This window comes from Prosthecomicrobium pneumaticum, assembly GCF_014199915.1.
Taxonomy (GTDB): domain Bacteria; phylum Pseudomonadota; class Alphaproteobacteria; order Rhizobiales; family Kaistiaceae; genus Prosthecomicrobium; species Prosthecomicrobium pneumaticum.
In genome coordinates, this window is the sequence record NZ_JACHOO010000008.1 from 77,681 (window position 1) to 99,801 (window position 22,121).

Consider the following 22,121-nt stretch of genomic DNA (forward strand, 5'->3'; position numbering starts at 1 on the left):
CGCGGCCCCAAGGTTGACCAGTGTCTTGTCAGCCGGCTGACCATCGACCAAGCCGCCGTGGCCGATCCGCAACAGCCGCCTGTTTCAGGCGCGGGCGATCGCCTCGATCGCCGGGTAGTCGGTCTTGCCGGTGGCGAGCATCGGCAGCGCGGCGACCGTGACGATGCGGCGCGGCACCATCAGTTCGGGCACACCCTTCTGCCGCGCCGCGGCGAGCAGCGCCTCGCGCTCGGCGGCGACGAGATCGGTGACGAGCACGAGCTGCTCGCCCTTGCGATCGTCCGGCACGGCGACGACGGCATGGGCATTGTCGGGCCAGGTCTGCGCGACGATCGCCTCGACGGCGGCGAGCGAGATCATCTCGCCGCCGAGCTTGGCGAAGCGCTTCGCCCGGCCGCGGATCGTGATGTAGCCGTCCTCGTCGACCGAGACGATGTCGCCGGTATCGTGCCACCCGCCGGGCAGCGGCTCGGCGCGGCCGTCGCCGTGCAGATAGCCGAGCATGACGTTCGGGCCGCGCACCCACAGCCGGCCGGCATCGGCGAGGCCGGCGACCTCTTCGAGCCGGTAGGACATGCCCGGCAGGAGCCGCCCGACCGTGCCGATCCGGTTGTGCTGCGGCGTATTGGCGGCGAGCACGGGCGCCGTCTCGGTGACGCCGTAGCCTTCCAGCAGCTCGATGCCGAAGCGCTCGCGCCACATCTCGCGCGTCGCCGGCTTGATCTTCTCCGCGCCGAGCACGACGAGTTCGAGCTTCTTGAAATGGCGCGGCTCCGCCATGCGACCCCAGCCATTGGCGAAGGTGTCGGTGCCGATCAGGATCGTCGCGCCGCTCTCCTCAATGAGCGGCGGGATCTGCTTGTAGTGCAGCGGCGAGGGATAGAAGAAGACCCGCATGCCGATCATGAAGGGAGCGACGAGGCCGACCGTCATGCCGAAGGAATGGAACACCGGCAGCGGATTGAACATCGAATCCTCCGGCTTCAGGGACAGAAGCCGGACGAACTGGTGGATGTTGGAGAGCAGATTGGCGTGGCTGAGGGCGACGCCCTTCGGAGCGCCCTCCGAACCCGAGGTGAAGAGGATCAGCGCCGTATCGTCCGGCCCGGCGCCGAAGCGGCGATGGATCGCCCGCGCCCGCCAGGCATCGGCGACGCCGCGCAGCTTGCCGGCGGTGCCGACGGCCTTCGCGACATCCTCGAGATAGAGCACGGTCGCCGCCTTCTCGATCTCGGCGACCAGATCCTCGAGCTTCGCCTCGGCGATGAAGCGGCGGGCGGTGATGACGAGCCGGATATGGCCGTTGGCGATCGCCGCGACGAGATTGCGCGGGCCGGCAGTAAAGTTGAGCATGGCCGGCACGCGGGCATAGGCCTGCAGGCCGAAGAACACCGGCGCGACCGCCGCGACGTTCGGCAGCATCACGCCGACATGCTCGCCGGGGGCGGTGCGGGCCGCGAAGACGCGGCCGAGCACCATGGCGCCGATCGTCACCCGATCATAGGTGAGCGGCTTGCGCTGGATGTCCTCGATCACCGGCCGCTTGCCGCCGAAGCGGCGGCGGGCGTCGAGGAGCATCTCGAACAGCGTGCGATTCCAGACCGGCGGATCGAGCGGTATTTCGGCGGTGGCCGGGCTCGGCGTCCCGAAAGCCATCTCCATCGGCATCTTCCCCTTCGCGGCGGCGGACGCGCGTCCGTGGCCGTGCTGCTGTTCGCGTTGAGGAGAGGATAGGCGAGGGAAAGGCCGCTTGCCAAACCTCTTGCCAAACCCTCAGCCGATCGCGCCCGCGTCGCGCAGGCCGGCGACCGCCGCCGCGTCATAGCCGAGTTCGGCGAGCACGGCATCGGTGTGTTCGCCGAGCCGGGGCGACGGCCGCCCGGCGGCGGCGGCCGCTCCGTCGATCAGGATCGGGGTGCGCACGCCCGGGATCGCCATGCCGTCTGCATCGGCGAGCGACAGGCGCATGCCGCGATGAAGGAGTTGCGGGTCGGCGAAGACATCGGCGACCGTGTTGATCGGCCCGGCGGGCACGCCCTCGGCCTCGAGCGCGGCGAGCAGCGCGGCGCGCGAGAAGCCGGCGATCCGCGCGGCGAGCAGCGGCACGAGCGCCTCGCGATGCGCGACGCGTGCCGGATTGGTGCGGAAGCGCTCCTCGGCCGCGAGGTCCGGCACGCCGATCACCCGGCAGAACCGCGCGAACTGCCCGTCATTGCCGACCGCCACGATCACATGGCCGTCGGCAACCGCGAAGACCTGATAGGGCACGATATTGGGATGGGCATTGCCGAGCCGGCGCGGCGAAACGCCGGAGGCGAGATAGTTGAGCGCCTGATTGGCGAGCACACCGACGAGACTGTCGAACAGCGCCATGTCGAGATGGGCACCCTCCCCGGTCCGCGCGCGCGCGGCGAGCGCCGCCTGGATGGCGATCACGGCGTAGAGGCCGGTGAAGATGTCGGCGAAGGCGACGCCGACCTTCTGCGGCTCGCCATCCGGCGCGCCGGTCAGGTCCATCAGGCCGCCGAGGCCCTGGATCATGAAATCATAGCCGGCGCGGGCGGCGTAAGGCCCGTCCTGGCCGAAGCCGGTGATCGAGCAGACGACGAGGCGCGGATTGAGGGCGCGGAGCGCTGCGGCGTCGAGGCCGTATTTGACGAGGCCGCCGACCTTGAAATTCTCGATCACCACATCCGCCCCGGCGGCGAGACGGCGGACCACCGCCTGCCCCTCGGGCTTGGTGAAATCGACGGCGATCGACCGCTTGCCGCGGTTGCAGGCGTGGAAATAGGCGGCTTCCTGCGCGCCGTCCGCCCGCTCCACGAAGGGCGGACCCCAGCCGCGGGTATCGTCGCCGGCGAGGCTCTCGACCTTGACGACATCGGCGCCGAGATCGGCGAGCGCCTGCCCCGCCCAGGGGCCGGCGAGAATGCGGGCGAGTTCGACGACGCGAAGGCCGGAGAGGGGACTGGTCGTCTTGATCATCAGCGACTTACGATGGACCGCTCAAGCGGCCGATTTGGCCGTGCCGAAATAATAGCCGAGAACGAGCGTGACAATCGGCAGCACGGCGGTGGTGAGCACCTTGAGGAGATACTCGGCCGGTTCCTTCCAGGCGATGCAGGCCGCCGCGTTGGCGCCGGCATCGCCGCGACAGGCCGGAAAGAACCAGAAGAAGACGATGACGAACACGAAGCACAGGGCGGTGAGAAGCATATAGAGAAACACCACCCGCTTCGCGATCTGCGAGCGGTCCCGCTTGTCCACCGCGTCCAGTTGCCCCCTCGCCTTCGCCACCAGTTCGGCGACCTCGTCGATCTCCCCGGCCACGCGCCCCTCCCGACCACCTGCCTCAGCTCGCCTTGGCGAGCGAGCTGACGATCAGCGCGATCTCCTTCGCCTTCTGCACCCAGGCCGAAGCTTCCTTCTCGGCGCGCTCCTTCTCGGGGCCGTCGAGACGTTCGGCTTCGCCATAGAGGACCTTTGCACGGACGAGCATATCGTCCGCCTGGTCGATCAGCTTGCGAAGTTCGGACGTCTGCATCGGCTCCGTCTCCCGCGCTTCGGGATCATCTCACAGTTCGCACGCCGGCACACGCATTACGAGAAGGCCTGCAGGCCGGTCTGCGCCCGGCCGAGGATCAGCGCGTGGACGTCGTGCGTGCCTTCATATGTGTTCACCGCCTCGAGGTTCACCATATGGCGGATGACGTGGAACTCGTCGGAGACGCCGTTGCCGCCGTGCATGTCGCGCGCCGCGCGGGCGATGTCGAGCGCCTTGCCGCAATTGTTGCGCTTGGCGAGCGAGATCATCTCGGGCGCCATCTGCCCGGCGTCGAACAGCCGGCCGAGGCGGAGCGCGGCGAGCAGACCGAGCGCGATCTCGGTCTGCATGTCGGCGAGCTTCTTCTGGATCAGCTGGTTGGCGGCGAGCGGCCGGCCGAACTGGATGCGGTCGAGCGTATAGGTGCGCGCCCGATGCCAGCAGTCCTCCGCCGCCCCCATCGCGCCCCAGGCGATGCCGTAGCGCGCCCGGTTGAGGCAGCCGAAGGGCCCCTTCAGGCCGGAGACGTTCGGCAGCAGGTTCTCCTCGGGCACGACGACGCCGTCCATGACGATCTCGCCGGTGATCGAGGCGCGCAGGCTGACCTTGCCCTCGATCTTCGGGGCCGAGAGACCTTTCATGCCCTTTTCGAGCACGAAGCCGCGGATCGCGCCGTCATGCGCCGCCGACTTCGCCCAGACGACGAAAACATCGGCGATCGGCGAATTGGTGATCCACGTCTTGGCGCCGTTGAGCCGGTAGCCGTCGGAGACCTTCTCGGCACGGGTGATCATCGAGCCGGGATCGGAACCGTGGTCCGGCTCGGTGAGGCCGAAGCAGCCGACGAGTTCTCCGGTCGCGAGCTTCGGCAGCCAGCGGCGGCGCTGCGCCTCGTCGCCATAGGCCCAGATCGGATGCATGACGAGCGAGGACTGCACGCTCATCGCCGAGCGATAGCCCGAATCGACCCGCTCGACCTCGCGCGCGACGAGGCCGTAGGCGACATAGGAGGCGCCGGCGCCGCCATACTCCTCGGGGAGCGTCGGCCCGAGCAGGCCGAGCGCGCCCATCTCGCTCATGATCTCGCGGTCGAAGCGCTCTTCGCGGAAGGCGGAAAGCACGCGCGGCTGCAGGCTCTCCTGCGCATAGGCGCGCGCCGCGTCGCGGATCATCCGCTCCTCTTCCGAAAGCTCCTCCTCGATCCGGAACGGGTCGGCCCAATCGAAGGCGGCGGGGCGGTCGGTGGGGCGTGCTGACATCGGCATCCTCGGAAATTTGCCGCGACACTGCGCGAAACGGCCGGCCGCTTCAATCCCGCATTCGGACGTCACATGAGAAATAACTTACGATATATCTTGCAAGCGCGCCGAACGTGAGTTACTTAAGATATATCGTAACGCAAAGGAGGCCGATATGGGCCATTTTCATTCTCACGAGCACGGCTGCCGCAGCCGCGGCGAGCGCTTCTTCCAGTTCATGGGCCGGCGCGGCGGGCCGGGCGGCTTCGGCCCGTTCGGCCGCGGCCCGATGGGTGGACGCGGCGGCGGCGACCCCTTCCGGGTCGGCCGTATGGTCGGCGACGGCGACCTGCGCCTGATCGTGCTGTCGCTGATCGAGACGCAGCCGCGCCACGGCTACGACGTGATCAAGGCGATCGAGGAGCTGACGAGCGGCGCCTATGCGCCGAGCCCGGGCGTCGTCTATCCGACCCTCACCTTCCTCGACGAGGCGGGGCTCGCCGACGCCACGACCGAGGGCAACAAGAAGGTCTATGCGATCACCGAGGCCGGCCGGTCGCATCTCGCGGCCAACCGGGCGGAGGTCGACGCGCTGCTCGACCATCTGAAGCGGATCGGCGCACGGATCGCGCAGGCGCGTGCCTGGTTCGGCGGCGAGGGCCAGGACGGCCGCGGCGAGCGGCCGGACCGCGACATTCCGGGCGTCGTGCCGGAACTGAACGCGGCACGCCGGGCGCTCAAGGCGGCGATCGCCGCCCGCATGGGCGGCTCGGAGGCCGAGCAGCGGCGGGTCGCCGACATCCTCGCCCGTGCCGCCGAGGAGATCGGCCGGCCGGCGCCGGACGCGGCCGTCGACCTCTGACGCCCCCTCCCCCGACAACGCGAGACGGCCGGGTTCGCCCGGCCGTTCCGCCTTCCCGCTTCCGAAGCGGAGGTGGCGCTATTCCTTCACCGCGCCGGTCATCGACGAGACGTAATATTCGACGAAGAAGGAATAGAGGATGACGACCGGCAGCGAGCCGACCAGCGCGCCGGCCATCAGCGCCCCCCATTCATAGACGTCGGAGCGGACGAGTTCGGTCAAGACGCCGACCGGCACCGTCTTGTTCTCGGACGACTGGATGAAGGTGAGCGCGTAGATGAACTCGTTCCACGACAGGGTGAAGGCGAAGATGCCGGCCGAGATCAGGCCCGGCACGGCGAGCGGCAGGATGATCCGGGTCAGGATCTGCCAGCGGCTCGCGCCGTCGATCAGCGCGCATTCCTCGAGCTCGAAGGGAATCGAGCGGAAATAGCCCATCAGGAGCCAGGTGCAGAACGGCACCAGGAAGGTCGGATAGGTGAGGATCAGCGCGAACTTTGTGTCGTAGAGGCCGAGGCTGAACACCATCAGCGCGAGCGGGATGAAGAGGATCGACGGCGGCACGAGATAAGCGAGGAAGATGCCGAGGCCGATCTGCCGCGAGCCGGAGAAACGCATCCGCTCGATCGCATAGGCCGCGAACACCGAGGCGATCAGCGACAGGAAGGTGGCCGCCGCGGCGATCAGCGTCGTGTTCCACAGCCAGCCCGGATAGCTCGTCTCGAGAAGCAGGTAGCGGATGTGGTCGAGCGTCGGCGCGACCACCCAGAACGGATTGAACTGGTTGAAGTTCGTCATCTCGTTGTTCGGCTTCACCGCCGTGATCGCCATCCAGTAGAACGGGAACAGCAGCACGAAGACGAAGAGGACGAGCGGCACATAGACGGTGACGACGCGGCGCGGCAGGCTGTCGAGATAGCGCATGCCGCCGGAATCGCCGGCCGCGCGGGCGGTCGTGTCGGCGGAGCTCATCGGTCGGTGCCTCCCTGCTGCCAGCGCCGCCGCTGCAGGCCGAAATAACTGAACAGGATGGCGGCGAGCAGGAAGGGGATCATCGCCACCGCGATCGCCGCGCCCTCGCCGAGCTGGCCGCCGGAAATGCCGCGCTGGAAGGAGAGCGTCGCCATCAGATGGGTGGCGTTGACCGGTCCGCCACGCGTGAGCACGTAGATGAGCTGGAAATCGGTGAAGGTGAACAGCACCGAGAAGGTCATCACGATGGCGATGATCGGGGTGAGCAGCGGCAGGGTGACATAGCGCAGCCGCTGCATCGCGGTCGCCCCGTCGAGCGCCGCCGCCTCATAGAGCGAGGGCGAGATGGTCTGCAGGCCGGCGAGCAGGGTGATCGCGACGAAGGGAATGCCGCGCCAGACATTGGCGGCGATCACCGAAGCGCGGGCGTTCGCCACGTCGCCGAGGAAATTGATCGGCGCGTCGATCCAGCCCCATTTGATCAGGACCCAGGAGATGATCGAGAACTGCGCGTCGTAGATCCACCAGAAGGCGATCGCCGACAGCACCGTCGGCACCACCCAGGGCAAGAGCACGATGGCGCGGAAGAACGCCTTGAACGGCAGGTGCTCGTTCAAGAGCAGCGCCAGCCAGAAGCCGAGCGCGAACTTCAGCAGCGAGGCGACGGTCGTGTAGAGGACGGTGTTGAAGACCGACAGCCAGAACACGCTGTCGTCCCACAGCATCTCGAAATTCTCGAGGCCGACATACATGCCCGGCCGGCCGATGCGGGCATCGGTGAAGCCGAGCCAGACGCCGAGCCCGAGCGGATAGGTGAGGAAGACGACGAGCAGCGCCGCCGCGGGCAGCATGAAGATCCAGGCGACGAGATTGCGCCGGAGCGCATGCGGCGAAATCCACGGCCGCCGCCTCGCGACGCCGCCGAGCGTATCGGTGGTCACCCATCGACCTCCAGGAAGGAGAAAAGGCGGGCGGCTCGAGGGCCGCCCGCCGGGACGGCGATCGGGTCAGATCGAATAGTAGCGGTTGGCGCGTTTCACGGCCCGCTCGATCGCCTCCTTCGGCGAGGAGCGGCCGGTGACCGCCTCGGCATACATGTCGACGAGCACATAGTCCGCCATCACGCCGGCCGAGGCATAGCCGAGCGGGCCGGCATAGCCGTTCGGCCGCAGCGTCGCCGAGGCCTTGGCATAGGGCGCGTAATTGCGGTCCGACGACCAGATCGGATTGTTCTCATAGGCCTTGAGCGGCTGGCAGCAATAGGCGCTCGAGGCGGTGATCCAGCTCTGCATCTGCGGCTCTTCATACATGAAGCGCAGATATTCCTTCGCCGCATTCGGATAGGGCGTATGGGCGAAGATCACCGCGCTCGTCACCTGATAGAGCTCGACCGACTGGCCGACCGGGCCGATCGGCAGCGGGCAGGTGCGGATGTCGGCCGCGAGCTCGGCCTGGGCCGGATCGTTCTTCGGCGTGTAATAGGCCGAGATGCCGTTGGCGATGACGGACAGCTCACCGGCGAGGAAGGCGCGGTTGTTGTTGACGTCGAGCCAGCTCTCGGTGCCGGGGATGAAGGTCTTGTAGAGCTCCATCGCATATTCGATCGACTTCATCGTCTCGGCACTGTCGAGCACGACCTTGCCGCCGGCATCGACCATCTGGCCGCCATGGCTCCACAACAGCCAGTGAGCGTAGTTGTTGCCGTCGCCGACGCCGTGGCCATGGGTGAAGCCGCCGGGATGGCCGTTCTTCTGCAGCGCCTTCAAGAGTTCGAGGAAGCTCGCCGTATCGGTCGGGAACTCCGACCAGCCGGCCTCCTTCACCCAGCTCTCGCGATAGACGATCGCATTGCCGATCGTGGCGAGCGGCAAGCCGATGAACTTGCCGTCCCGGCGCGCATAGTCGGCCATGCCGTCATACCAGCCGCCATACTTGCCACCGAGGTAATCGGCGAGATCGGTCACGTCGAGCAGCTTGTCCGGGTACTGATGGGGGTCGTCGAACCAGACGAGCATGATGTCCGGACCGGAGCCGACATTGGCCGCCACCGCGGCCTTCGGACGGATGTCCTCCCAGCTCTCCTTGTCGACGCGGACCTGGACGCCCGTCTGCTCGCTGAACTTCTTCGTCAGCGCGAGCCATTGCTCCTCGTCGCCCTTGACGAAGGGCGACCAGCGGAGCACGCGCAGCGACGCTCCCTCTTCCGGCTTGAAAGAAAGATCGGACTGGGCGCGGGCGCCGGTCGGGCCGAGAAGCTTGCCGCCCAAGGCGGCGCCGGCGGCGAGGCCAGCCGTCGTGCGCATGAGATCGCGACGTGTGAAATCCATCGGTCTTCCTCCCAAGGAATGGTTGTTGTGCAGACCCTCCGACCGGCCGCGCGGAGCGTTCCTCCCGCCGCGCAACCGATCTTTCATGCGATGTTAGGGAAGCGCATCCGGCTTGGCCAGCACCGATGCCCGCGCCGCGCGTGCGACCACGTTCTACTTTCGTCTAAGATGTCGCTATGAAACGGCGCTTCATCGGATCACGGCAGCGCTTGCCGGAACCCTCCGACGCGCCAATTCTTGAGCGAGGTTTGGTCGCTGCGGCGGGCGGTGCCGGGAGAGGGCATGGAGCGAATCGACATCAAGGCCGAACGCTGGGCCGAACTCGTGGACCGCGCGGCGGGATCGTCCGGCATCCCGGCGCGTCCGGCCGACGGCCCCTACGGCCCGCTGCTCGCCGCCGGTGATCTGGTGATCGGCCAGGTCGGCCAGTCGCTCGACGGGCGGGTGGCAACCTCGGCGGGCGATGCGACCGACGTCTCGGGCCGCGACGGGCTCATCCATCTGCATCGGCTGCGCGCGCTCGTCGACGCGGTGCTCGTCGGGGCATCGACCGCGATGCTCGACGATCCGCGGCTCACCGTCCGCTTCTGCGCCGGGCCGGCGCCGGCGCGGGTGCTGATCGACCCGCGCGGCCGGGTGCCGAACGACCGTCGACTGTTCGCCGAGGACGGCGCGCGACGGCTGGTGATCCAGGCGACCGACACCGCACGTCCATCCGGCGTCGAGGTGATCCGCCTGCCGCACGGCGCGGAGGGCATAGCGCCGGCGGCGATCGTCGCAGCCCTGCGGGAGCGCGGGCTGCCGCGCCTGCTCGTCGAGGGCGGCGCGGCGACGCTCGGCCACTTCCACCGTGCCGCGATGCTCGACCGGCTGCACATCGCCGTCGCGCCGCTGATCATCGGCGCCGGCCCGCCGGGGCTTTCGCTGGTCCCGGTCGATCGGCTGCGCGACTGCCCACGGCCGCGGGTCGACCGCTACGATCTCGGCACCGACACCCTTTTCGATTGCGATTTCCGCAGCCCGCCGCCGCGGGCCGCGGCGGGCTGACGCCCGGCGGTGCCCTGCTCAGGCCGGCAGGGCGAGCAGGTCGGTGTGGCCGACCACGAGCGTGGTGTCGCCCGCGGCCTCCATGCGGGCTGCGAGCCAGGCATCGAACGCTGCGGCCGAACCGGCGTCAATCGCCCGGGCCGCATCCTGCATGCCATAGGCGACCGCCCGGACGATCTGCGCATCCTCGATCCGCGCCGGTTCGAACCGCCAGGGGCTCTGCGCGGTCTCCACCCTATAGCCGGCGCGGGCGAAGCGCGCGGCCGCTTCGGCTGCGGCGCTCGCGCCGAGCGCCGGCCCGAAACCCTTGTCGCCGCGCTGGTGGCGGTTGAAGCCGGCGAGCACAGGCGCGTCCCCGGACAGGGGCGGCGACCAGATCGCCCGGCCGTCGTAATTGAGCGGCGCGTAGAAGCCGGCGCGCTCCGCCGTCACCGCGGCGACGAGCCGGTCGAGCCAGCCGGCCGAGACGAGATCGAGAAGCGCGGAGGCGGTGACGAGCCGGGCGCCGGCGACCGCGCCGAGATCGACGGAGAGATCGGCCCGGACGAGATCGACGGACGGGTCCGCCACGGCGACCGCCGCGAGCAGATCGGAGGCGTCGTCGACGAGGCGGAAGCGGGCATGGGCGGCGAGATGCGGCCGCAGCGCCCGCATCATCGAGCCGGTGCCGCAGCCGAGATCGACGACGGGGCCGGCCCCGGCGAAGGCTGCCGCGGCCCGGAGCAGGCCGGGATCGCGGGCGCGCGCATCGGCGGGTTCACGCAGCGCCAGCCATTCGGCGGAGAAGCCGCTCATGCCGCCACCGCGTCGAGGCGGAGGGCAACGAGGCGGGCCGTGTCCTGCCAGGACGGCAGGGCGGCGCCGGCGGCGAAAGCGGCATCGGCGGCGCGCCGGCGCGCCGCGCGATCGCCGACGAGGCGCCTCAGGGCGTCGGCAAGTGCCACGACATCGTCGACGGGCACCAGCGCGCCGGCCTCTTCCGGCACGACATCCGGCACCGCGCCGGCCCGGCAGGCGACGACGGGAAGGCCGCAGGCGAGCGCCTCGGCGAAGGCCATGCCGTAGCCTTCATAGCGCGACGGCAGGACGAAGAGATCGGCCCCGAGTAGCTCGGCCGAAGGATCGTCGCTCCGGCCGGCGATGACGATGCGGCCGCCGAGCCCGGCGGCGGCGATCGCGCCGCGGATCGCCACGGTCCAGTCGGGATCGAGGCGATCGTCGCCGACGATGCGGCAGGTCCAGGCGAGATCGCGGATACGCTCGAGCGCGGCGACGAGGAGGTCGTGGCCTTTCCGCCGGGTGACGGTGCCGAGCGCGAGGAGCACGGGCGGATCGCCGGCGCCGGAGGCTCGGCCGATCCGCTCCGTGCCGGGCGGGGCGACGGCGATGCGGTCCGGCGGGACGCCGTACTCCGTGCGCAGCGTCGCGGCGGTCGCCGCGCTCGTCGCGATCACCGCACGGCAGGCGGCGAGCGCGCGCCGCTCGCTCGCCGCGAAACGCGCCGCCTCGCCGGGCGCGAGGCCGGTTTCGAGCGCGAGCGGATGGTGGCAGAGGGCGACGAGCCGGACACGCGCCGCCTGCCGCTCAGCCTCGGTATCGAGTACGCCGAGGGCGAGACCGTCGACGAGGAGCAGAGCCCCGTCGGGCAGCGCCGAGAAGACGGCAGCGGCAGCGGCCCGCTCCTCCGGATCGGGGCGCGGAAAGCCGGCGGCGAGCGGCAGGTGGTCGACGGCCCAGCCGAAGCGGGGCAGTTCGGCGATCAGCCGCCGGTCATAGCCATAGCCACCGGTGCGCGCCTCGAGATCGCCCGGGATCGCGAAGGCGACCCGCCTCACGGCACGGCCTCGTACCAGGCGCGCGCGACATGGCTCTCGTGCAGCGTAACCCGCAGCCGGGCGACCGCCGCGGCGGAGCCGAGCGTGCCCGCCCGCAGCTCGGCGATGAGGGCGTCGGCGATCGCGCGCGCGAGGAACTCCGTCGTCGTGATCCGGCCGGCGAAGCGGGGATCCTCGTCGAGGTTCCGGTAGCGGAGCGGCGCGAGCACGCGGCCGAGCGCCTCGGTCGCAAGGCCGATATCGACGACGAGGCCGTTCTCGTCGAGATCGGGCGCGAAGAAGGCGGCGTCGACGACATAGGTCGCCCCGTGCAGGCCCTGCGCGGGGCCGAACACCGGCGAGGGCAGGCTGTGGGCGATCATCACGTGATCGCGGACTTCGACGGCGAACATCAAACCCTCCCGAGGCGAAGCGGCGGTCAGTCGTAGCGGATACGGTGCATCAACGTCGCCGGATCGGCGAGGATCGCCGCATAGTGCCGGTCGAGCGCCGCGAAGGGCGTCTCGCCGGAGATGAGGACGTCGAGCGCCGGGTCGGCGAGGAGCGCGAGCGCCGTCTCGAGCCGCCGGCGGTAATCGAAGCGGGCGCGGCGCGCGGGCGCGACCTGGCCCACCTGCGAGGAGACGAGCCGCAGCCTGCGGGCATGGAACGCGCCGCCGAGCGGCAGCTCGACGGACCGGTCGCCATACCAGCTCGCCTCGACGATGGTCGCCTCGAAGCCGGCGAGGCCGAGCGCGGTGACGAGCCCCTCGCCGCGCCCACTCGCATGGACGACGACATCGCACTCGCGCGGCGCCTCGTCCGGCAGGGCGAAGCGGCAGCCGAGCGCCGCCGCGGGCAGCGCGCGGGCGGGATCGATGTCGACGAGGGTGACGTCTGCTGCGGGCATGCGGCCGGCGAGCCGGGCGACGAGCAGGCCGACCACGCCGCCGCCGACAATGGCGACGCGGTCGCCCGGGCCGATGCCGGCATCCCAGACGATGTTGAGCGCGGTCTCCATATTGGCGGCGAGCACGGCGCGGCCGGGCAGCAGCGCGTCCGGCAGCGGCACGGCCGCGGCGGCGGGAACGACGAAACGGTCCTGATGCGGATGGAGCGCGAAGACGGTGCGGCCGACGAGCGACGGCGGTCCCGCCTCGACCCGGCCGACGGCGCAGTAGCCGTATTTGACCGGCGCGGGGAAACGGCCCTCCTGAAAAGGGGCGCGCATCCGCTCGTGCTCGCTCTCCGGCACGCCGCCGCGGAAGACGAGCGCCTCCGTGCCGCGGCTGATGCCGGTCCACAGCGTGCGGACGACGACATCGCCCTCCCCTACCGGCGGCAGCGGGGCCGTGCGCAGCTCGACCCGGCCGGGCGCGGCGAGCCAGAGCGCGCGAGCGGCCGGCGGTTCGGTCGCGGAAGGCCCGGCGGGCTCGCTCATCCGCCGGCGCGCAGCCGGGCGAGCAGGTCGGCGGTCGGCCAGCTGTCGGCCGGCAGGCCGAATTCGAGCTGCGCCTTGCGGATCGCCGAGCGGGTCTGCAGCCCGACCTTGCCGTCGATGTCGCCGACCTCGTAGCCGCGCGCGGCGAGACGTTTCTGCAGCTCCACCGTGTCTTTGGCGGAGAGCGAGGGCGGCACCGTGCCGCGGCCGCGGCCGACCTTCGGCGCGCCGGCGAGGCGGGTGGCGAAATAGCTCGCCGTCGTCGCATAGACGAGCGACTTGTTCCACTCGGTGTAGATGTCGAAATTCGGATAGACGAGGAAGGCCGGGCCGTTCCGCCCCATAGGCAGCAGGAGCGAGGCCTCCGCCGCGCCGTGGATCGGCTCGTCGCGGGCGCCGCGCACGCCGAGGCGGTCCCAATAATCGATCGGGTGGCGGATCGAGATGTCCGCCTCCTCCCAGGGCATCTCGGCCGGCACGTGCACCTCGAGCATCCAGGGCTCGTGGCCGCGCCAGCCGAGGCTGCGGATGTAATTGGCGGTCGAGGCGAGCACGTCGGGCACGCTGCGCAACAGATCGACATGGCCGTCGCCGTCATAATCGACGCCGAAATCGACATAATGGCGCGGCAGGAACTGCATCTGGCCGAGTTCGCCGGCCCAGGAGCCGATCATCCGGTCGACGGTGAGGTCGCCGCGGTCGACGATCTTCAGCGCATCGATCAACTCGCCGCGGAACATCTCCGGACGGCGGCAGTCATAGGCGAGCGTGGCGAGCGAGGGCAGAACCGGCAGATCGCCCATGTTCTGGCCGAAATCGGTCTCGAGGCCCCAGAAGCCGACGATCACCGGCCCCGGCACGCCATACTCCGCCTCGATGCGGGCGAAGAGCGCGGCGTGCTTCTCGATGAGCTGGCCGCCCGTCTTCAGCCGGTAGGCGGCGACCATGCGGTCGGAGAATTCGAGGAAGCTCTGGTTGAACACGCCCTGACGCCGGTCGCGCTGGACGATGCCGCGGTCGTAGCGCAGCTGCGGCAGGGCCCGGTCGAGCGTCGCCTCGGAAATGCCGGCGCCGCGGGCCTCGGTCTCGAAATCGGCGAGCCAGGCCGGGAAGCCGCCCGGATCGTCGCAGCCGCGGCTGGCGGCGGCGGCACCGGAGGTCAGAAGCTGCGCGGATATGACGGCGGCGAGACCGGTCCAGACGAGCGTCCTGATCATGCTCTCCTCGAATGCGGTTGCGGGCCGGGGAGGTTCCGGCGCCGCTGCGGCATTTCGATGGCCGGAGCGGCGCCCCGGCCGGCGCTCAGGATTTCGACTTCCAACGGATGAGACCGCGCAGGCCGCGCGGCTTGTCCTCGCCGCCCTTCCCGCCGGTCCTAGCACCCTCGGGACCCTCGGCCCCGACGGGAACGGGCGGTCCCTTCGCCGGTTCCGCGGCGCCGGTAGCAAAATCGGATGGCAGGGACAGGTCCCACTGGCTGACGTCGACCTTGACGTCGCGCCGCACGAAGTCCGGCCGCGGCGGCGCCGGCAGCGCGGCGGGGCCGTCGCCGAGCGACTGCAGCGCTTCGAGCACCGCCTGAGCGGCGGGATCGAGGCCAGCTTCGGCGGCCCCCGACGGCTGGGGCGGCGACAGGGGAGCGGGCGGCGGCGGCATGGCTGCGGACGCATCATCGACCGCCGGCGGCGCGATGGCGGTCTCGACCGCCGCAGCGGCGACCTCGCGCACCTCGGCCTCGTGCAGCGCGAGGGCGAGCGGCACATCCTTCGCCACCAGGAAATCGAGGTCGAAGACGATCGGCGGCAGATCGTCGTCGACGGCCGGCGCCCTGTCTTCGATCGGCGGAGCGAGATCTTCGGCGGGCGGGGGGAGGTCTGCGCCGGCGACGGAATGCGGGGCGGCGGGCACATCTTCTTCGATGGCCGGCGACGCATCCTCCGCGAGAAACGGACCATCCGGACCACCCGCCGGCTCGCCCGCGGAAGCCTCGACGAGCAGCACGTCGAGCGCGGCGGCGATCGCCGCCGCGGCCTCTTCCTCCAGCCTGGCGCGGGCCGCCTCGTCGACGATCGTCGTCTCCTCGGATGAGGCGCTTTCGGCCTCCGGCAGATCGAGAGCGAGACGCGCCTCGCCCCCGGCGGACGGACCGTCCGCGGACGACGGGGGGGCGGGGTCCGAGGTCTCCTGCACGACCGGCAACGGCGTCTCGCCGGCAGCCTCCGCCGGCGGCGCGGCCGGCTTCGGCAGATCACCGACCGAGACGAGCACGGCCGTCGCCTCGATCACGAGGCCGGTTTGCGCGAGCGCGGCGAGCGGCTCGACGCCCTCCGCCGTCGCCTCGGTCGCGACCGGCCCGGTCGGCGGGGCGAGGGGCGGAGCGACGGAAGACGCAGCGGCAGCGGTCGGCGCGGGCTCGGACCGGGTGGCATCGCGCTCGTCCGGCTCCGGCGCGGCGGTCGGCACGACAGCGCTCGCTTCCGCGGGCGGCGCGGCGCGCGACCCGGGCGGCGCGGCCGCCACGGGTCCCGGAACGGCCGCCGGCTCCGGGGCGGCGGCCGGCGGCGCGCCGGCTCCGCGCGCCGCCTCGGCCGGAACGCCGGCCACGCCCTCGGGCTCGGCGGGCGGCAGCGGGCGGGCCTCGATGATCAGCGTGCGCGGCGGCGCCGCTGCGGACGAACCGGCGGCCGGCCGGGCGGCAGATGGCTCGGGCACGGCAGCCTCGGAGGGCCGGGCCTGCGCCATCGAGACCGGCGCGGCGGACTGGGTCGCGAGGGGCGTCGCGGTCCGGGCGATCGGCGCGGGGGCCTTTGCCGGCGGCAGCGCATCGCCGGCCCGGCGATCGCCGGAGCGCACCCGCTCGACCGCGCGGGCGAGCAGGCGTTCGACCGCGCGGCGGGCGAGCGGATCGAGCGGCGTCGGGCCGCCGAGCGCCATGTGCGCGGCGAGCATCGAGCGCATGCGCGGATCCCAGAACTTCTCGATATGGTCGGCTATGCCCGCGACGGCGATCTCCTCAGAGCCCTTCACCCGCGCCTGCGCGGAGAAGAACACGGCGATCTGGTTCGCCATCCGGACGAGCTTTTCGCCGTCCATCATCCTGCTCCCAGAATGCGGTCGGGCCGGGTGAACACCTCGAAGCCGTCGTCGCGCGCGACGGCGACGAGCGTCATCCCGGCCGCCTCGGCCGTATCGAGGGCGAGTGCGGTCGGCACCGAGACGGCGACGAGCACGGCGGCGCCGATCGCCGCGGCCTTCTGCACCATCTCGACCGACACCCGGCTGGTGAGGAGGACGACGCCGTCTGCCGCATGGAGGTCGCGCGCGAGCAGTGCGCCGGCGAGCTTGTCGAGCGCGTTGTGCCGGCCGACATCCTCGCGCAGCAGCACGAGCCCGGCCTCGGGCGTCCAGAACCCCGCCGCGTGCAGCGCGCGGGTGGCGCGGTTGAGCGCCTGCCCCGCCTCGAGCGCGGCGCGGGCCGCGGCGATCTCGGCGAAGGTGAAGCGGCGGCCGGCGGGAACGGCCGCGGGCGGGCGCACCGCCTCCTCGAGGCTTTCTATGCCGCACAAGCCGCAGCCGGTCGCCCCGGCGAGCCGGCGACGGCGGGCGGCGAGCGCGGCACCGCGGCCGGGCACGAGCCAGAGCCGCGCTTCGATTCCGCGCGGCGTCTCGATGACATCACATCCACGGATCGCGCCGGGCGCCGCGAGACCCTCGGTGAAGGCGAAACCGCGCGCGAAATCGTCGAGATCGGCGGGCGTCGCCATCATCACCGCTTCGGTCGTCCCGTCGAAGACGAGCGCGACGGGGGTCTCTTCCGGCACGACGCGCCGGGCCTCCGCCGCGACGCCGGCGCGGACGCGCAGGACCGCCCGTTCCACGACGGGCGGCCGCGGCGCCGGGGGCGCCGCCGCGGAAGGCACCGCCGCAACGCTCATTCCGCCGCCTCGACCTCCGCGACGCGCCGCGTCTCGCGGCTGACCCGGTCGTATTCCATCTGCCAGAGCGTCCGGCCATTGGTCGGCGACACCTGGACCGCGGTGACCTTGTATTCCGGGCAATTGGTCGCCCAGTCCGAATAGTCGGTCGTGACGACGTTCGCCTGGGTGTCGGGATGATGGAAGGTCGTATAGACGACGCCGGGCGAAACGCGGTCGGTCAGGAGCGCGCGGAGCGCCGTCGCGCCGGTGCGGCTCTCGAGCTTCACCCACTCGCCGTCCCGGATCCCGCGGTCCTCGGCATCGTGCGGGTGGATCTCGAGGACATCCTCCTCGTGCCAGGCGGTGTTGTCGGTCCGCCGGGTCTGCGCGCCGACGTTATACTGCGTCAGCGAGCGGCCGGTGGTGAGGAGCAGCGGGAAGCGCGGGCCGACCTTCTCCTCTGTGGGGACGTATTCGGTGACGACGAAGAGGCCCTTGCCGCGCACGAAGCCTTCCGAATGCATGACCGGGGTGCCTTCCGGCGCCGCGGCGTTGCACGGCCACTGGATCGAGCCGAGCCGGTCGAGCGCCTCATAGGAGACGCCCGCAAAGGAGGGCGTCAGCCTGGCGATCTCGTCCATGATCTCCGAGGGGTGGCGATAGCGCCAGTCGAGACCGAAGCCCCTGGCGAGGGCGACGGTGACCTCCCAGTCGGCGAGCCCGCCCTTCGGCGCCATCGCCTTGCGGACGCGCTGAATGCGCCGCTCGGCATTGGTGAACGTGCCGTCCTTCTCGAGGAAGGTGGAGCCCGGCAGGAAGACGTGGGCGTATTTCGCCGTCTCGTTGAGGAACAGGTCCTGCACGACGACGCATTCCATCGCCTTCAGGGCCGCCGCGACATGCCGGGTGTTGGGGTCGGACTGCAGGATGTCCTCGCCCTGGATGTAGATGCCGAGGAAGGAGCCGGCGACGGCCGCATCGAGCATATTGGGGATGCGCAGGCCCGGCTCGGGGTCGAGCTTGGTGCGCCACAGCGTCTCGAAGACCGAGCGGGCGGCCTCGTCCGAGACGTGGCGATAGCCGGAGAGCTCGTGCGGGAAGGAGCCCATGTCGCAGGCGCCCTGCACGTTGTTCTGGCCGCGGAGCGGGTTAACGCCCGTGCCGGGACGGCCGAGATTGCCGGTCACCATAGCGAGATTGGCGATCGCCATCACGGCGGTCGAGCCCTGCGAATGCTCGGTGACGCCGAGGCCGTAATAGATCGCCGCGTTCTTCGCCCCGGCATAGAGCCGGGCGGCGGCGCGGATGGTCGCGGCCGGCACGCCGGACAGCGCCGCGACGGCCTCCGGGCTGTTCTTCTCGTCGGCGACGAAGCCCGCCCAGTCGTCGAAGGAATCGAAATCGCAGCGCTCGCGAACGAAGCCGACGTCGACGAGGTTCTCCTTGACGATCACATGGGCGATCGCATCGAGCACGGCGACATTGGTGCCGGGCTTCAGCGCCAGATGATGCGCCGCCTCGACATGCGGCATGCGGACGAGGTCGATGCGGCGCGGATCGATGACGATCAGCTTGGCGCCCTGCCGCAGCCGGCGCTTCAGCCGCGCGGCGAAGACCGGATGGCCGTCGGTCGGATTGGCGCCGATGACGAGGATCACGTCGGCATGATCGACCGAATCGAAATCCTGCGTGCCGGCCGATGTGCCGAAGGTGGTCTTGAGGCCGTAGCCGGTCGGCGAATGGCAGACCCGCGCGCAGGTGTCGACATTGTTGCTGCCGAAGCCGGCACGGACCAGCTTCTGGACGAGGAAGGTCTCCTCATTGGTGCAGCGCGACGACGTGATGCCGCCGACCGCGCCCTTGCCGTGTGCCGCCTGGATGCGGCGGAATTCCGAGACGACGCGGCCGATCGCCTCGTCCCAGCTCACCTCGCGCCAGGGCTGGTCGATCGTCTCGCGGATCATCGGCCGGGTGATCCGGTCGCGGTGCCCGGCATAGCCGAAGGCGAAGCGGCCCTTGACGCAGGAATGGCCGTGATTGGCCTTGCCGGCCTTCCACGGCACCATGCGCACGACCTCCTCGCCGCGCATCTCGGCTTTGAAGGTGCAGCCGACGCCGCAATAGGCGCAGGTGGTGATCACCGAGCGTTCCGGCGTGCCGATCGACACGACGCGCTTCTCGTTCAGCGTCGCGGTCGGGCAGGCCTGGACGCAGGCGCCGCAGGAGACGCATTCCGAGCCGAGGAAGCTCTCCTCCTGGCCCGGCGAGACGCGGCTGTCGAAGCCGCGGCCGGCGATCGTCAGCGCGAAGGTGCCCTGCACCTCCTCGCAGGCCCGCACGCAGCGCGAGCAGGCGATGCATTTCGACGGGTCGAAATCGAAATAGGGGTTGGAGGTATCGACCGTGGCACCCTTGTGGTTGGCGCCCTCATAGCCGTAGCGGACGGATCGCAGGCCGACCGCGCCGGCCTGATCCTGCAATTCGCAATCGCCGTTCGCCGAGCAGGTCAGGCAGTCGAGCGGGTGATCGGAGATGTAGAGCTCCATCACGCCGCGCCGCAGCTTCGCGAGCCGGTCGGTCTGGGTGCGCACCACCATGCCGTCGGCGACGGGGGTCGTGCAGGAGGCGGGGGTGCCCGCCCGCCCCTCGATCTCGACCAGGCAGAGCCGACACGAGCCGAAGGGCTCGAGACTGTCGGTGGCGCAGAGTTTCGGGATCTGCGCCTCCACCATCGCCGCGGCGCGCATCACCGACGTGCCCGCCGGCACCGCGACGCGGCGGCCGTCGATCGTCAGCGAGACTTCACGGCCGCTGTCGACGGCCGGCGTCCCGAAATCGGTTTCCACGAAGGCGTTCATCTCATCCGAACCTTCTGCGTTTCCGCGAGGAAGTCTTCCGGGAAATGCTTGATCGCGCTCAACACAGGATAGGGCGTGAACCCGCCGAGTGCACAGAGCGAGCCGAATTTCATCGTTTCGCACAGGTCCTGGATCAGCGCGAGCCGGTCGGCGGGTCGGTCGCCGGCGAGCAGCCGATCGATCGTCTCGACGCCGCGCACCGAGCCGATGCGGCAGGGCGTGCACTTGCCGCAGCTTTCATGGGCGCAGAAGGCGAAGGCGAAGCGGGCCTGGTGCGCCATGTCGACCGTATCGTCGAAGACGACGATGCCGCCATGGCCGATCAGCCCGTCGCGTGCCGCGAAGGCCTCGTAGTCGAACGGCGTGTCGAAGAGGGCGGGCGGGAAATAGGCGCCGAGCGGTCCGCCGACCTGCACGGCCCGGATGCGCCGGCCGGAGGCCGTGCCGCCGCCGATCTCGAGCACCAGTTCGCCGAGCGTCATGCCGAAGGGCGCCTCGAAGACGCCGCCGCGATTGATGTTGCCGCCGAGCTGGACCGGCATGGTGCCGCGCGAGCGGCTGGTGCCGAGCGCCGCATAGGGGCCGTCGCCATTCTTCAGGATCCACGGCACGGCGGCGAGCGTCAGCACATTGTTGATGACGGTCGGCGCACCGAACAGGCCCTTGTGCGCCGGCAGGGGCGGCTTGGCGCGCACCTGGCCGCGCCGGCCCTCGATCGATTCGAGAAGGGCCGTCTCCTCGCCGCAGACATAGGCGCCGGCACCGACGCGCAGCTCGATGTCGAAGGAGAAGCCGGCCCCGCCGACGCTGCGGCCGAGCCGGCCGACATTGCGGGCGGATTGCAGCGCCGCGGTCATCGTCGCGATGGCGTGCGGATATTCGGAGCGGATGTAGAGATAGCCGCGCGTCGCGCCGACCGCATAGCCGGCGATCAGCATGCCCTCGATGAGGGCGAAGGGGTCGCCTTCCATCAGCATGCGGTCGGCGAAGGTGCCCGAATCGCCCTCGTCGGCATTGCAGACGATGTATTTTTGCGGCGCCGCCGTGTCGGCGACCGTCTTCCACTTGATGCCGGCGGGGAAGCCGGCACCGCCGCGGCCGCGCAGGCCCGAGCGGGTGATCGTCTCGATCGTCTCCGCCGGCCCCATCGCGAGCGCCCGGTCGAAGCCCTGCCAGCCGCCGGTCAGCGTATAGTCGGTCGAGGAGCGCGGATCGACGATGCCGCAGCGGGCGAAGGTGATCCGCTTCTGGCGCGCGATGAAGGGGATCTTCTCGGGCGGGCCGAGCCGCAGCGGATCGTCGCCCCCGGTCAGGAAGCCGGCGTCGAAAAGGCCCGCGACATCGGCGACGCCGACCGGACCATAGGCCACCCGGCCGCGCGCGGTCTCGACCTCGACCATCGGCTCGAGGAAGAGCGCGCCGCGCGACCCGGTGCGGATGATGTCGAGGGCGATGCCGCGGGTCATCGCCTCGGTGGCGATCGCCTCGGCCACCTCGTCCGCGCCGACGGCGACCGCCGCCGCATCGCAGGGGACGAAGACGCGCGCCACGTCGGCTTCGGCGCTGCGCGCCTTGCGCCGCAGATCGGCGAGCAGCGAGGCGGCGAAATCGCTCATGTCAGCACCTCGCCGATCATCAGCTTCAGCGTCGCCGGGTCGAGCCGCCCGTAGAGCTTGCCGTCGAGCATGGCGGACGGGGCGACGGCGCAGAGGCCGAGGCAGAACACGGCCTCGAGCGACAGCTTGCCGTCGGCGCGGGTTTCGCCGAGCGGACAGCCGGCGAGGCGCTCGGCCTGGAGGGCGAGCGCATCGCCGCCCATCGCCTGGCAGGCCTCGGCGCGGCAGAGCCGCAGCACGTGCCGTCCCGGCGGGCGCTCGCGGAAATCCTCGTAGAAGGTGACGACGCCGTGCACCTCGGCGCGGGTGCAGTTGATATGGGTCGCGATCAGCGGCACCGCCTCCGCGGGGACGTAGCGAAAGGTGGCGACGACGTCGTGCAGGATCGGCAGCAACGCGGCCTGCCGCGCCGGATGGCGCGCCAGGATACGGCCGAGGGCCGCTTCGTCGAAGGACGTCGCGTCGGCCCTTGTCCCTTCGCTCAA

Annotated in this window: 20 protein-coding genes; 2 read left to right on the top strand and 18 right to left on the bottom strand. The window is 70.6% G+C overall.

What is annotated here, in order from left to right:
- Positions 1-84: 84 nt before the first annotated feature.
- The 5 genes from GGQ63_RS17355 to GGQ63_RS17375 all read right to left on the bottom strand — a co-directional run bounded on the left by GGQ63_RS17355 (position 85) and on the right by GGQ63_RS17375 (position 4,803).
- Positions 85-1,662, bottom strand: a complete 1,578-nt coding sequence (locus GGQ63_RS17355; protein WP_246429849.1) for an AMP-binding protein — start codon at positions 1,660-1,662, stop codon at positions 85-87.
- A gap of 111 nt (positions 1,663-1,773) precedes the next feature.
- Positions 1,774-2,985, bottom strand: a complete 1,212-nt coding sequence (locus GGQ63_RS17360) for a CaiB/BaiF CoA transferase family protein (RefSeq protein ID WP_183857872.1) — start codon at positions 2,983-2,985, stop codon at positions 1,774-1,776.
- A 21-nt stretch (positions 2,986-3,006) separates the two neighbouring features.
- A complete protein-coding gene (locus tag GGQ63_RS17365; protein WP_183857873.1) occupies positions 3,007-3,330 on the bottom strand; it encodes a hypothetical protein in 324 nt (107 codons plus the stop codon).
- Positions 3,331-3,352: 22 nt separating this feature from the next.
- Positions 3,353-3,544 (bottom strand): hypothetical protein, encoded by a 192-nt coding sequence (locus tag GGQ63_RS17370; protein ID WP_183857874.1) that lies wholly within the window; start codon positions 3,542-3,544, stop codon positions 3,353-3,355.
- Positions 3,545-3,600: 56 nt separating this feature from the next.
- The gene (locus tag GGQ63_RS17375) at positions 3,601-4,803 is read right to left on the bottom strand and encodes an acyl-CoA dehydrogenase (protein ID WP_210308561.1); all 1,203 of its coding nucleotides are present in this window, start codon (positions 4,801-4,803) and stop codon (positions 3,601-3,603) included.
- Between the two features lie 154 nt (positions 4,804-4,957).
- On the opposite strand from GGQ63_RS17375, the gene GGQ63_RS17380 reads away from it, so the two are divergent.
- Entirely contained in the window at positions 4,958-5,644 is a 687-nt protein-coding gene (locus GGQ63_RS17380) for a PadR family transcriptional regulator (protein ID WP_183857876.1), read from the top strand.
- 78 nt (positions 5,645-5,722) lie between these two features.
- Here GGQ63_RS17380 and GGQ63_RS17385 read toward each other — a convergent pair whose 3' ends face one another.
- From GGQ63_RS17385 to GGQ63_RS17395, 3 genes are all read right to left on the bottom strand, one after another.
- Complete coding sequence (locus GGQ63_RS17385; protein ID WP_183857877.1) at positions 5,723-6,616, bottom strand: carbohydrate ABC transporter permease; 894 nt, start codon at positions 6,614-6,616, stop codon at positions 5,723-5,725.
- On the bottom strand, positions 6,613-7,512 hold the full coding sequence (locus tag GGQ63_RS17390; RefSeq protein WP_343061197.1) for a carbohydrate ABC transporter permease: 900 nt from the start codon (positions 7,510-7,512) through the stop codon (positions 6,613-6,615). The genes GGQ63_RS17385 and GGQ63_RS17390 overlap by 4 nt, the downstream gene beginning before the upstream one ends.
- A 111-nt stretch (positions 7,513-7,623) precedes the next feature.
- Positions 7,624-8,943 carry an ABC transporter substrate-binding protein gene (locus GGQ63_RS17395; protein WP_183857878.1) on the bottom strand — a complete coding sequence of 440 codons (1,320 nt, stop codon included), beginning with the start codon at positions 8,941-8,943 and terminating at the stop codon, positions 7,624-7,626.
- 282 nt (positions 8,944-9,225) lie between these two features.
- Here GGQ63_RS17395 and GGQ63_RS17400 point away from each other — a divergent pair, with 282 nt between their 5' ends.
- Positions 9,226-9,990, top strand: a complete 765-nt coding sequence (locus GGQ63_RS17400; RefSeq protein WP_183857879.1) for a RibD family protein — start codon at positions 9,226-9,228, stop codon at positions 9,988-9,990.
- An 18-nt stretch (positions 9,991-10,008) separates the two neighbouring features.
- Here the strand turns inward: GGQ63_RS17400 and GGQ63_RS17405 are convergent, their stop codons facing one another.
- From GGQ63_RS17405 to GGQ63_RS22115, 10 genes are all read right to left on the bottom strand, one after another.
- On the bottom strand, positions 10,009-10,785 hold the full coding sequence (locus GGQ63_RS17405; protein ID WP_183857880.1) for a class I SAM-dependent methyltransferase: 777 nt from the start codon (positions 10,783-10,785) through the stop codon (positions 10,009-10,011).
- Positions 10,782-11,825 carry a glycosyltransferase gene (locus GGQ63_RS17410; protein WP_183857881.1) on the bottom strand — a complete coding sequence of 348 codons (1,044 nt, stop codon included), beginning with the start codon at positions 11,823-11,825 and terminating at the stop codon, positions 10,782-10,784. The genes GGQ63_RS17405 and GGQ63_RS17410 overlap by 4 nt, the downstream gene beginning before the upstream one ends.
- On the bottom strand, positions 11,822-12,217 hold the full coding sequence (locus GGQ63_RS17415) for a 6-pyruvoyl trahydropterin synthase family protein (RefSeq protein WP_183857882.1): 396 nt from the start codon (positions 12,215-12,217) through the stop codon (positions 11,822-11,824). Before GGQ63_RS17415 ends, GGQ63_RS17410 begins: the two co-directional genes overlap by 4 nt.
- A gap of 26 nt (positions 12,218-12,243) precedes the next feature.
- Entirely contained in the window at positions 12,244-13,245 is a 1,002-nt protein-coding gene (locus GGQ63_RS17420) for a zinc-dependent alcohol dehydrogenase (RefSeq protein ID WP_183857883.1), read from the bottom strand.
- Complete coding sequence (locus tag GGQ63_RS17425) at positions 13,242-14,462, bottom strand: lytic murein transglycosylase (RefSeq protein ID WP_183857884.1); 1,221 nt, start codon at positions 14,460-14,462, stop codon at positions 13,242-13,244. The genes GGQ63_RS17420 and GGQ63_RS17425 overlap by 4 nt, the downstream gene beginning before the upstream one ends.
- 85 nt (positions 14,463-14,547) lie before the next feature.
- Positions 14,548-16,341 (bottom strand): formate dehydrogenase subunit delta, encoded by a 1,794-nt coding sequence (locus GGQ63_RS17430; RefSeq protein ID WP_183857885.1) that lies wholly within the window; start codon positions 16,339-16,341, stop codon positions 14,548-14,550.
- Positions 16,338-17,180, bottom strand: a complete 843-nt coding sequence (gene fdhD, locus GGQ63_RS17435; RefSeq protein ID WP_183857886.1) for a formate dehydrogenase accessory sulfurtransferase FdhD — start codon at positions 17,178-17,180, stop codon at positions 16,338-16,340. The genes GGQ63_RS17430 and fdhD overlap by 4 nt, the downstream gene beginning before the upstream one ends.
- Positions 17,177-20,020 (bottom strand): formate dehydrogenase subunit alpha, encoded by a 2,844-nt coding sequence (gene fdhF / locus GGQ63_RS17440; RefSeq protein WP_183857887.1) that lies wholly within the window; start codon positions 20,018-20,020, stop codon positions 17,177-17,179. Before fdhF ends, fdhD begins: the two co-directional genes overlap by 4 nt.
- Entirely contained in the window at positions 20,017-21,636 is a 1,620-nt protein-coding gene (locus GGQ63_RS17445; protein ID WP_246429850.1) for a formate dehydrogenase beta subunit, read from the bottom strand. Before GGQ63_RS17445 ends, fdhF begins: the two co-directional genes overlap by 4 nt.
- Positions 21,633-22,121, bottom strand: a complete 489-nt coding sequence (locus tag GGQ63_RS22115; RefSeq protein ID WP_246429851.1) for a formate dehydrogenase subunit gamma — start codon at positions 22,119-22,121, stop codon at positions 21,633-21,635. The genes GGQ63_RS17445 and GGQ63_RS22115 overlap by 4 nt, the downstream gene beginning before the upstream one ends.